Below are 11,960 nucleotides of genomic sequence, written 5' to 3'. Positions count from 1 at the left end.
TGATTGAACTCAGTTTGGCGAGCGCCGCCGGATTGGCACGAGCTGTCCCAAAGAAACGCTGCTGTGATTCTGTGTTTCTGTGGCTAGCGCACAGATCTCGCCTAAACGAGATCGTTGCCGAGGTGCACTCCCTCGAACGCTTCGAGCAGAATCGACAGAACACCCTCGCGAGTAACCGGCCTCGGATTCGGATATGGTCGCTCCACCGCAATCTCCGCCGCGCGCTCGAGATCGTCTTCGCGTATTCCGAGCTCCGCGAGTGATCGAGGAATCGGAAGTCGGCGGCCTAGCTCGAACAAGCCCGCAGGCGCGTCGGAAGCTCCCAGCGCGCCGGCTACGCGTGACATCGCTTCGACCGCCGCAGGAGCGTTGTACTCCGCTGTGTACGGAAGAAGAACTGCGTGAGTCTCTGCATGCGGGAGATCGAAGCTCCCGCCGAGTGTGTGACACAGCTTGTGATGCAGTCCCATCTGCACCATGCCGAGCACGGTTCCTCCCATCCACGCTCCGTAAAGCGCCAGCGTTCGCGCGTCGAGATCGTCGGGCGCGGTCACGATCAAAGGCAGTGCGGAAACCAGGGAGCGTATTCCTTCCGCGGCCATCAGTGTCGTGACCGGATTCCCGTCAGGCGCGTACATAGCTTCGACACAGTGCGCGATCGCGTTCATGCCGCTCGCGGCCGACACTGAGACCGGGAGCCTCAGCGTCAGCTCCGGATCGTAGATCACCGTTCGCGGCTGCGCGCGCGCATCGCGTGCGGTCTCTTTGATTCCGCCTTTCGTCAAACCCCAGATCGGAGTGACCTCCGATCCGCTGTATGTAGTGGGGATAGCGACGATAGGAAGACTCGTTGTGACCGCGACGGCCTTTGCGACACCGATCGACGAGCCGCCGCCTATGCACACAATCGAATCAGCTCGGGCTGTCTTCGCCTGATCACGCGCACGTTCCGCAACTTCCGCCGGAACATGCATCACAGCCTCGTCGAAAACCCCCGCGACCCTTTCCCCGAGCAGCTCCTTCGCGCGCTCCAGAAGATTGCCTCGCCCGCGACTCCCGACCAGAAGAACGGCTCTCGCTTCGAGTCTGTCGACCTCATCGGCGAGCTGCGAAAAGCAGCCGGCGCCGAAAACGACGCGCGCCGGGAGCGCGTCGAATGTGAATCGCATCTAAGCGTCGGCGAGAACAGCTGCCATCATCTCGCGGACCTTCTGCACTTCATCTTCGTTGACGATGTGATCCATTCCGGGATAGAGCTTCATCGTCACGTCGGCGCCCATCTTCCGGAGGACGCGCGCGGATTCGTGAACGCGCTGAGCGGGAATATGAAAATCCGCGTCGCTGCAGCCGAGAAAGATCGGAGTGCCGTCGAAGGATCCGGGATAGTTTCGCGGCGTGTCATCAGGACCGATCAGGCCGCCGCTCAGGCCTGCTAAGCCGCCATATCGGCGCGCGTGACGGGCGGCGTACTCGAGCGAGAGGCAGGCGCCCTGTGAGAAACCGAGCAGCATCGTCCGCTCGAGCGGAATGCCGGCGTCCACAATCCGCTTCAGCAGGTCGTCGATCGCCGCCAATCCGGAAGTAATACCGGGTTCGTTTGAAGCAATAGGAGAAAGGAAAGAATTCGGATACCAGGTATTCCCCGCTGCCTGCAGGGCGAGGTAAGCAAATCCCGCCGTGTCGATCGCCTGAACGAGCGTCAGAATGCTTTCGGCTGTCGCGCCGCGACCATGCAGCATCACCATCGCCGCCTTGGCGGATTCGAGCGTCGCCCCCGCGGTGCGGACGGGCTGTCCCCGATGGGGCGAGGTGGCTGGATCGCGCGATCTCATTGGGCGTCGTCCGTCCAGCTGTTCCTCGCTCGAGAAATGAGGCCGTCAGTCAACTTTTCTCATCCAGAAACTGCTCGAGAAATAGTTGTCACCAAATCCCAACCCATTCGGAGGCGGAAATGCTGATTTCAGCTTCTCCGGATGCTTCGAATAGACATAGCTGCCGCACCACAACACTTCGAAATCTCTGTTTCCAATCAAAAAGGCCTGCAGGAGGTATTGTTCGGTCCAGAAGTTCTGCTTTCGCACTACCCAATCCTTCGGGTAATGGTGGGGGAGGAAAATATCGTGAATGTGGACAACGACTCCCTTCTTCAGCGTCGGAAGCACTTCCAGAAAGAGAAGGTTTACGTCGCCGCCCATGCGGACGACATGGCTCGAGTCGATGAAAAGAATGTCACCGGCCTCGAGCTGAGTAAAGAAATCTGCTCCCACATGTTCCACTTTCTTGCGAATCAGCTCCGCCAAGCCGGGAAATCCCTTTTTCAATACGCGTTTCGGATATGGCTCGATCGCGATCAGCTTTGTGGAGTGTCCATCCGCGGCATTCATGAGACTCGCTCGTGCCGACACGTATGTCGAGTTTCCCGATCCTACCTCGATGATCGTTCGCGGAGAGAAATGCCGAATCATCCCGTGCAGCACGGCGGCTGATACGAGCCCGAACGCGCCGTTGTTGATGAAGTATTCATGCGGCGTCGCAGTCTTGTTCAACGGGAAGTCGTATTCATGCTGGAATCGTGGAAAAACATCACTGAGCAGCTGTAATTGTTTTTCCACGTTCAGATCGACGCCCGCGAGCTTTGCTTCCTCTTCCCACATCGCCTCGTCTGCGGCCAGAGCCTGGGTGTCCGGGATGGGATTATAGAAATGATGTCGCGTCACGTTGATGCCGTGGCGCTGAAACAACTCGAAGGATTTCTGGGAGAACAGGACCTTGTGGATGGCGCGCTTGATCCTGCCCATGACTAAATATGCGGCATTCCCGCCGCCTTGAACTAGTCGGTCAGAGCGTACTGGTGCGAGGAGGGTGACGGTACGCTGGCTACGTTGACGTCGATCGGGAGCTTCACGCCGTTGTGCGTTTGCACCACGTCGAGGACGCCCTGCCAGACGTTGGCGAACGAATGCCCTACTTCGTGCGGCTCGCTGTCCTCGGAAAATCCGCGCGAGCCGGCTATCCAGAATTGCGGCTCAGCGGAAATCGCCGCGGAGACGAACACCCGCGAAACGTCGCGGTACACGAGCTTCGCGTTGTGGTTGTGTGTGTAGAATCCCGGGCGGTAGCGGCCGTCCGCGAGCACGCTTGCCGTCCACGACTTGTAGTAGTCGCGCATCGACTTCGGGACCGAGTCCATTCGCTCGATGTCGAGGAATATCACGGTGCCCCTGGGGAATCCCTCGGCGGCTGTGCGTGTAATTGCGTCGCGTGCATCGATATGCCCTCGCGCACCACTTACGAAACGAGTCGAGCAGTTCGAGCCTTGCTTCGCGCGAGCGTACGTCACGACTTTGACCGGAACGCGCTTCCGAACGTATCTCGTGACGCGCTTGCCGTTTCGTCGAGTGGTGACCTTGACCCTTTTCGTGACGTACTTCGTCCTGACGATCTTCTTTGGCGGGACTTTGGCCCACGCCTGCTGCCCGACGTAGATCACGGCGAGTCCCCAACCCATGCCGGTGAGCTTCTCGCGCGTGCCCGACCACGAATCGCTCCTGTGGCAAGGGGACGGCAGGTAATACCCGACCCACTCGTAGGGAACACTCTCGTCGCGCCAGGCGCGCATCGCTTCGTCACCCGGATACGAGTACGTGTCGAACCCGAGATAGCTCGTGCGCTGAACGTTGCTGACGATCTGCTCGGATGCAGCAGTAATCGCGTCACCGACTTCAGTGACGGGATCGCTGAGCGTACGCGAGAAGTCGTAGGGAACGACGAGGAGCGGAATTGCGAGCGTGAGCGTCGCGACCATCTTGAGCTTTGTCATGGGCACGAATGTCCTACACGTGGTGCGATCGAAAAGTGCCCTCATTGCGCATGTGAAAATTCACGCCTCGGAAAGATTTGTGAGCTTGCCACGGAGCGAGAAATCAGGGCGCGTGATGCGGCAATCAGAACTGGAAGTAGATGAACGGCCGCGTATGCACGGGCGAGAACAGAAATAATCCGACCAGCCACACAGTCAGCACGAATGCGCTCACGAATCCCGGACGCGGCAGGAGCATGTAGAGACCGGACGCGCGATGCGGACGGAGAGCTATGCCGGCGGCGGCATCGTATATCCGCGACGCAAAGCCCGTAGCGGGAATCCACATCTCCGGCGAGGTGTTCGTTCGCTTCTCCTGCTCGCTAATCCACACACCGGCTGCGTGCGCAGCGACGACAAGCGGGACGATCAAGAGAAGCGGCAGATAAACCCAGTTCGCTCCGCCCGGCTCGAGGCCGACGATCTTTCGCAGCATCAGCATTGCCGTCCCGAAATCGGCCGCGCGGAAGAACACCCATCCGACGCAGACGAACGCGTACGTCGTCAGCCACCCGACAACGCCATGAAATGGCTGGCGTCCCTGCGATACCTGCTGCGTCCAGATCTTGTGAACGGCAAGACCGACTCCATGCAGCAGTCCCCACACAACGAATGTCCACGCCGCTCCGTGCCATAGCCCGCCGAGCAGCATCGTGAGCATGAGGTTGATGTATGTGCGCCGAGCACCCTTCCGGTTGCCTCCGAGCGGAACGTACAGGTAGTCGCGCAGCCACTGTGAGAGTGTGATATGCCAGCGCCGCCAGAATTCAGTGACCGACCTGGCGATATAAGGCATGTTGAAATTCTCGGGGAGATCGAAGCCGATAATTCTCGACACGCCGATGGCAATGTCGGAGTATCCCGAGAAGTCGCAGTATATCTGGAGCGAATACGCCACGACTGCTGAGATAACCGTGAACTGCGAATACCCTTCCGGCGCGAGGAAAACCGGGTTCACGAGTGTCGCCAGCCGGTCGGCGATGAACAGCTTCTTCGTCACGCCGAGCAGAATGAGCTGCAGTCCGACCATCGTACGCTCGCGAGACGGCTCGAGCTTGCGGTCCATCTGCGGCAGGAACACGGATGCGCGGACGATCGGACCCGCGACGAGCTCCGGGAAATACGACACGAACATCGCGTAACGCCATATGCTCCTGCACGCCGGTATCTCGCGGCGATAGACGTCGATCGTGTAGCTCAGCGTCTTGAAGACGAAGAAAGAGATCCCAAGCGGCAGCGCGAGTCCGAGCGGTATCGTAGAGACACCGAGGAGATCTCCGATCGTGTCGGCAAAGAAATCAGCGTACTTGAAGTAGGCGAGCAGTCCCAGATTCGAGACGAGGCTCAGCATCAGCCATTGTTTTCTCTTAGCGGGATCCTCGGTGTCTTCGATCCGCACGGCGCAGGCGAAGTCGATCAGGCTCGGCACAGCGAGAACCAGCAAATGCCACGGCGTGTGGGATCCGTAGAACACTGCGCTGGCGATCAGAAGTAGACATTGCCTCGATTCACGCGTGGGCATGACACGCAGCCCGGCCAGCACAATCGCGAGAAAGGCAACGAATTCCCAGGAGATGAAAAGCATCTCGCTACCCGTCTGCCATCTGGACCATGCTTCTCGGCATCTCTGGACGCACTGCACTCCAGATCGCCCGCCCGACCAGCTCGTGTCCCTTCGCGTTGAGGTGGCCGACGCCGAGCGTCGTCGTCTGGAACCCTCGCACAACGTGGCCCGCGCGCCGCGCCGCGAGCATCGTCTCGCGCATCGACACGCACCGCACGTGATACTGAGCGCAGGCTGAGAGCAGACGCTCCTCTCCGTCATCGACCCGCTCGCCACCTTTGACTCGTACGTCAGCGGTATAGACAATCAGCAGACCTGGCCCGTACGCCTTCGCCAGAGCCTTCACCCCGGCACGCGGGACGGCGGCGAGCATCTCCGGCGTCGGAGCCGGTCCACGGGGCTCGACGGGTGTGTTGAGAAACGCCCGCAGATTCTTCGGCGCCCGCTCGAGGACGCGACGCCATCTCATCCGTGCGAGCATCGCGACTGTGAAGCGCCCGCCATTTATGGCCGTGTCGGGATTCACGTCCGGTGAGTGAACGATCTCGACGGCATCGTCCTGCCCGATCCGCATCCGGGGAAACCGGCGATTGAGCGGGTCGGCGCCAAGGTCGTCGCCGTCGAGAATCACTACGACCTGCACCGGCCGCCACCGGTCGCGCACGTCGCCAGCAACCATCAGGTACTGCGGCGGAGAAGCGCCGCGCCACCCGTACTGGCGGACGTTGAGGAAGTAGCGCTCGCGCCGCGCGAGACGCTCGATCCAGGAACCCATTGTCTCACCGTCGCCTATCTCGCGGGCGACAACGTGAGAGTCACCGAGAACAACGATGAGCGGCGCGCCGGATAACGTCGGATTTCCAGTTAGACGAGCGCCGGCGGCGGAGAAGTTAGCCTCGGCGATTCCTTCCTCCAGCTGGCGCGTGGTGACAACCGGCGCGTCGAAAGCGTCCAGCGCCGGCCGCGCAAATGGAGGCAGATCGGGTGTGGCAAGCGGCCTGAGACCGAGCTCGAGAACAATCAGCGCGGTAACAACTCCGCAGAACGTCGCAACGCCACGATAGAGGGGGGACGTCATCCCTGAATGACTTCCCCCGAGCGGCGAAGGCAACGCCCAATGGGCGCGCCGATCGGTCTAGCGCTAAATCAGCTGGATCCGCCGAATCCGGCGAATCGCCTAGCCCGGCAAATCAGCTGAACCCGCCGAATCGGTTCCACAAAAAAAAGCCCCGATCCTCGGATCAGGGCTGTTTCGGGCAATTTGTGGACGATGAACCTCGCGCGCCGTCAGCCCTCGTACTTGATGACGCTCACGTCAACGCGAATGATCCTTCCCCCGCCCGGGGCAGCCTCGATCGTTACGGCGCCCGTCGATTGATCGACGGTCTTGAGGCGATGGTCCGGCAGGGCAACCGTCTGGAACGAGACGCTCACCAGCTTTTCCGAAGAGCCGTAAGGCGGCTCGAAGCGCGGAAGGTAACTGCCGACCTCGAAGGGCTTCTGGAACGAATCGCCCGAGAACAAGAGGACGAAATCTCCATCTGTGCCGTCACTCATCGCGACCCAGCAACCCACCGCGTGGAAGCCACTGTTCTCCAATGTTCCGGTGAAGGTAGGCGGAGTTGCTCCGCGCACATGTCCGATGGATGTATAGGTCCTGCCCAGGGTCTCGACGGTGCACCGGTTATCCGGCGTGATGGTTGCCCGGAGAGGAATCGTCTCAACGGCAGGCGGGCCGGACAGGTCCTGGATGCATCCAGTAGCGACAAGCGCTGCAGTCGAGCAAAGGGCGGTGATTCTCATTGATGTCGGATGAAAGAAAAAACGAACGGGTCGACTGATGCTCCTCTGCCTTTGACAGACGAGCGGTCGACCCGCGGGTCACGTTGTCGCTGCCTTCAGTTCTACCGTACCGAGAGCCATCCGTTCCGAATCCGACGATAGGAGCGACCCCGAAATCGGTCAAGTCGTGTTTTCGGGCAAGTTGCTTTCTGTGTTATAACACATATATTTACATCATGACCATAAAGCTCAAAGACGAGATCAAACAGTCGAAGCCGTTCCACACTCTCGAGCAGGAGGCGATGCTCAGCATCCACCGCACCGACGCCGTGCTCGGCTACGCGATCATCGAGACGCTCAAGCCGTTCGACATCACACCGACGCAATACAACGTTCTCAGAATTCTTAAGGGCGCCCGCCCTGATGGCCTCTGCCGGGAAGACATTCGTGAGCGGCTCATTTCTCAGGTACCTGATGTGACCCGATTGCTGGACAGGATGGAAGAGGCTGGACTCGTTGAACGCGAGCGGGACTCGACGGATCGGCGTCTCGTCAACAGTCGGATCACCGAGACTGGCCTCGCGCTGCTCGAGAAACTCGAGGCACCGATCGCAAAGGCGCACGAGGAGCAGCTCGGACATATGACCCGCACAGAGCTTCGAACACTCATCACACTCCTCGCCAAGGCACGAGAGAGGGAGTCATCATGAAAACATCCCAAACCAAAGGCATTGCTGGCTCGACGGCGGAGACGCCGACACCGCGCAACGATCTTCCCTACGGTATTGCCCCGAAAAAGTACCGCTTGCCAGACGACACGCGGCTTGGACCGGTGCGTCTGCAGGTCGCCGATCTCGCGCGCTCATTGGAGTACTACCAGCAGGTCCTCGGGTTGCGCGTGGTCGCGCAGTCCACCGGTCGCGCTTCGCTGGCCGCGCAGGGCGATGACACGGTTCTCATCGAGCTTCACGAGCTGCCTGGAGCGCACGCAGTTCCACGGCGCGGGCGGCTTGGATTGTATCACTACGCGATTCTGCTTCCTGACCGAGCGTCACTGGGTCGATTCGTCGCGCATCTATCCAGCATCGGGGCGTACGCGGGAATGTCGGATCACCTCGTGAGCGAGGCTCTCTATCTCACGGACCCCGATGGTCTCGGCATCGAGGTTTATTCCGACCGTGACCGGAGTACCTGGAAGTACGAGGGGAGACAGCTCGCGATGGCCACCGATCCGCTCGACGTTCAGAGCCTGGTCGACGCAGCGGGTGACGTTCCATGGAGCGGAATGCCGGCCGGCACGAAGATCGGCCACGTTCACCTGCACGTTGCGGACATTCCCGAAGCCGAGGCGTTCTATCACGGGGGGCTCGGGTTTGACAAGATGGTCTGGAGCTATCCGGGCGCACTTTTTCTCGCGGCTGGCGGCTACCACCATCATCTGGGAACGAACACGTGGGCGACGGGAGCGCCGCGCTCGGAGGAGAATGACGCCCGGTTACTCGAATGGACCGTTGTGGTTCCGACCCCGGCTGATGCGGCTGCCGCCGCGCAAAGTCTCGAGGCCGGCGGCTACTCCGTTCACGCCGACGCCGATCGGCAGAGCTGGAGGACAGCCGATCCGTGGGGCACGCCGCTCCGCATCGCCCCCGCGGAATCAGTCAGCTGATCCTTCCGCCGAACATCGCGTAGAGGTTTTCGAACAGGAAGCCGCCTTCGTCGAGTGGCGCCTCATCGGCCTAACCGGTGGCCTCTACCGTGTAAGAAAAATGTATTGCGGGCTTCCGCCACTACGATTCGCTTCACGCGACTGGCATATTGGATCAGCTCCGCCGTCGCCGGTACCGGTGACGCCGAATAGCCCCCTTCCCCGACATACATGCCACGACTTCGTTTGCTCGCTGCAGCCGTCGCTTTTCTTCTACCCGTTTTCAGTCCTGCACAGCAGCTCGCGCCAGCGACTTTCTCGGCGCCCTCGCTCGACACGAAGCTCCCTGTCGACAGCAAAGTGCGAATCGGAACGCTGCCCAATGGCATCCGCTATTACATCCGGCAGAACGCAAAACCCGAGAAGCGGGCAGAGCTTCGGCTTGTCATCAACGCAGGCTCCATCCTGGAGAATGAGAATCAGCTCGGATACGCCCACATCGTGGAGCACACGGGCTTCAACGGCACCAGGCACTTCGCGAAGAATGACCTGATCAAGTATCTCGAGTCGATCGGGGTCCGGTTTGGCGCCGACCTCAACGCCTATACGGGCTTCGACGAGACAGTCTTCATTCTTCCTGTTCCAACGGACACGGCGCGGATCATCGAGCAGGCTTTCACGATCCTCGAGGACTGGGCACACGGCCAGATATTCGACTCGACCGAGGTGATGAACGAGCGGGGTGTCGTTCGCGAGGAATGGCGCGGAGGGAAAGGCGCCGACGAAAGAATGCTCAAGCAGTGGCTGCCTGTGGCATTCAAGGGATCGCGCTACGCGGTGAGGCTTCCGATCGGTACCGAAGAGAGCATCATGGGTGCGACTCCGTCGAAGCTTCGTTCGTTCTACCAGGACTGGTATCGCCCCGATCTGATGGCAGTGGTCGCTGTCGGGGACTTCGACGTTGCGCAAATCGAGGCGCAGATAAAGAAGCATTTCAGCGGCATACCCGCGCGGAAGAATGCGCCCAGGCGGGTGAGCTACGACGTTCCGGCGAACAAGACGCCTCTTGTCGCGATTGCAAGCGACAAGGAAGCGACTTCGTCGGGTGTCAACGTCATCTTCAAGCTTCCCGCTACCTCGCTGCGCACTGTTGGCGACTATCGCCGGGAGATCGTCGAGCGACTGTACCTGCAGATGCTGAACGATCGCTTCTCCGAGATCGCCGAGAAGCCGGATGCACCCTTCCTCGGCGCGAGCGCGTCGAAGAGCAGCTTCTTCGCCAGGACAACGGAAGCTTTTGCACTTGCTGCGGGCGTGAAGGACGGCGGTATCGAGGCAGGCCTCGAAGCGCTGCTCAAGGAAGCACGCCGCGTTGACCAGTTCGGATTTCTCCAATCCGAGCTCGACCGCGCGAAGCAGAACCTCGTCCGCTCATACGAGCGCGCGTACGCCGAGCGGGAAAAGACGCAGTCTGGGCAGTTCGCAGATGAGTACATCCGCCACTTCCTCGAGGAGGAGGGCATCCCCGGTATCGAATACGAGTACAAGCTCGTTCAGTCGATTGCCGGCACGGTTACTCTCGCGGAAGTGAACCAGCTCGCGCGCAGCTGGATCACCGACGAGAACCGCGTCATCATCGCTCAGACACCGGTGAAAACCGGTGTGCCTGTGCCGACCGAGAGCGGGCTGCTTGCGGTGTTCGATCGTGCATCGAAAGCGCCCATCGCAGCCTACGCGGAGAATCTCTCCACCGAAGCTCTTCTCGCCAATCCGCCAAAGCCAGGCAAGGTGCTGAGCACGCGCACAATCGCGAGCATCGGCGCCACAGAGTGGAAGCTTTCAAACGGAGCGCGTGTCATCGTCAAGCCAACGGACTTCAAGGATGACGAAGTGCTTGTCGGCGCGTACAGCAAGGGGGGGACTTCACTCGCGTCCGACGCCGATGTCGTGTCCGCCGATCTCGCGGCGCAGATCATGGGGTTGAGCGGCGTTGGCACGTTCAACCGGATCGATCTCGAGAAGAAGCTGAGCGGGAAAGCGGTGGGCGTTAACGCGACGATCTCCGAAACCACCGAGGGATTGAACGGTCGCAGCTCGCCGAAGGATCTCGAAACGCTCTTCCAGCTCATCTATCTGGGCTTTACGTCGCCGCGCCTCGACAGTGTCGCATTCGCAGCGTTCAAGAATCAGGTCACACCCTTCCTCGCGAATCGCGGATCGTCACCCGAGGAAGTGTTCAGGGATACCGTGCAGGTCACGATGAGCCAGCACAGCGTTCGCGACCGGCCGTTCACGCCGGCGGTATTTGCCGAAGTGAATCCCGCGAAGTCGTTCGCCTTCTACAAGGACCGATTCGCCGATGCGAGCGACTTCACGTTCGTATTCGTCGGTAATGTCGATACGACGACCCTGAAGCCGTACGTCGAGCAGTATCTGGCTAGTCTCCCGTCGCTGGGCCGGAAGGAAAGCTGGCGCGATACGGGCGTTGCTCCGCCGAAGGGCGTCGTGCAGCGCACCGTTCGGAAGGGCACCGAGCCCAAGGCGAATACTCTGATTCAGTTCACCGGCGCCTGCGTGAGCACGCCGGAAAACCGGTTCGCGTTGCGCGCGCTGACTACACTCATTCAGATGCGTTTGAACGAAACCCTGCGTGAGAAGCTCGGCGGCACGTACAGCCCGAATGTCGGCGGCGGCTGCAGCCGGGAGCCGCGCCCGGAGTACGCGATTTCGGTGTCGTTCGGATCGTCGCCGGAGAACGTCGAGCCGCTGACGAAGGCGGTGTTTGCGCTGATCGACTCACTGAAGGTCAACCCGGCTCCGCAGAGCGACATCGACAAGGTAAAGGAGCAGATTCTGCGCTCGCGTGAGGTTGAGACGAAGCAGAACTCGTACTGGCTCACGAACATCCTGGCGCGCGACGCGGCCGGCGAGGACCTGGCCGGCTTGACGAGCGTCTACGACGAGATGGTGAAGCGGCTGACGCCGGCGCAGCTGCAGCAGGCGGCTCGGCAGTACTTCAATACCGCGAATTACGCGCGGTTCGTACTGCTGCCCGAGACGGTCAAGCGACAATAGAAGCGGGAGAGCGCACTCTTCAACTGAGAACTACA

10 protein-coding genes are annotated in these 11,960 nt (G+C 60.6%); 3 read left to right on the top strand and 7 right to left on the bottom strand.

Annotation, left to right across the window (positions count from 1 at the left end; translation table 11 throughout):
- Positions 1-101: 101 nt before the first annotated feature.
- From VES88_08335 to VES88_08305, 7 genes are all read right to left on the bottom strand, one after another.
- Positions 102-1,169, bottom strand: coding sequence for a maleylacetate reductase (locus tag VES88_08335; protein HYN81495.1), 1,068 nt, complete (start codon positions 1,167-1,169; stop codon positions 102-104).
- Complete coding sequence (locus tag VES88_08330) at positions 1,170-1,832, bottom strand: dienelactone hydrolase family protein (protein HYN81494.1); 663 nt, start codon at positions 1,830-1,832, stop codon at positions 1,170-1,172. It abuts the gene before it with no gap.
- Between the two features lie 45 nt (positions 1,833-1,877).
- Positions 1,878-2,798 carry a class I SAM-dependent methyltransferase gene (locus VES88_08325; protein ID HYN81493.1) on the bottom strand — a complete coding sequence of 307 codons (921 nt, stop codon included), beginning with the start codon at positions 2,796-2,798 and terminating at the stop codon, positions 1,878-1,880.
- A 32-nt stretch (positions 2,799-2,830) separates the two neighbouring features.
- The gene (locus VES88_08320; protein ID HYN81492.1) at positions 2,831-3,820 is read right to left on the bottom strand and encodes a glycoside hydrolase domain-containing protein; all 990 of its coding nucleotides are present in this window, start codon (positions 3,818-3,820) and stop codon (positions 2,831-2,833) included.
- 124 nt (positions 3,821-3,944) lie between these two features.
- Complete coding sequence (locus tag VES88_08315; protein ID HYN81491.1) at positions 3,945-5,444, bottom strand: MBOAT family protein; 1,500 nt, start codon at positions 5,442-5,444, stop codon at positions 3,945-3,947.
- 4 nt (positions 5,445-5,448) lie between these two features.
- The gene (locus tag VES88_08310; GenBank protein ID HYN81490.1) at positions 5,449-6,501 is read right to left on the bottom strand and encodes a hypothetical protein; all 1,053 of its coding nucleotides are present in this window, start codon (positions 6,499-6,501) and stop codon (positions 5,449-5,451) included.
- 209 nt (positions 6,502-6,710) lie between these two features.
- Positions 6,711-7,226 (bottom strand): hypothetical protein, encoded by a 516-nt coding sequence (locus VES88_08305; protein HYN81489.1) that lies wholly within the window; start codon positions 7,224-7,226, stop codon positions 6,711-6,713.
- A gap of 215 nt (positions 7,227-7,441) precedes the next feature.
- Here VES88_08305 and VES88_08300 point away from each other — a divergent pair, with 215 nt between their 5' ends.
- The 3 genes from VES88_08300 to VES88_08290 all read left to right on the top strand — a co-directional run bounded on the left by VES88_08300 (position 7,442) and on the right by VES88_08290 (position 11,925).
- The gene (locus VES88_08300) at positions 7,442-7,915 is read left to right on the top strand and encodes a MarR family transcriptional regulator (protein ID HYN81488.1); all 474 of its coding nucleotides are present in this window, start codon (positions 7,442-7,444) and stop codon (positions 7,913-7,915) included.
- The gene (locus tag VES88_08295) at positions 7,912-8,871 is read left to right on the top strand and encodes a VOC family protein (GenBank protein HYN81487.1); all 960 of its coding nucleotides are present in this window, start codon (positions 7,912-7,914) and stop codon (positions 8,869-8,871) included. Before VES88_08300 ends, VES88_08295 begins: the two co-directional genes overlap by 4 nt.
- Positions 8,872-9,081: 210 nt before the next feature.
- Positions 9,082-11,925 carry an insulinase family protein gene (locus VES88_08290; protein HYN81486.1) on the top strand — a complete coding sequence of 948 codons (2,844 nt, stop codon included), beginning with the start codon at positions 9,082-9,084 and terminating at the stop codon, positions 11,923-11,925.
- Positions 11,926-11,960 lie beyond the last annotated feature (35 nt).

The sequence above is a fragment of the Gemmatimonadaceae bacterium genome (genome assembly GCA_035633115.1).
Lineage (GTDB): Bacteria > Gemmatimonadota > Gemmatimonadetes > Gemmatimonadales > Gemmatimonadaceae > UBA4720.
The sequence above is the reverse complement of the archived record's forward strand: the minus strand, read 5'-3'. Positions and strand labels throughout refer to the sequence as shown.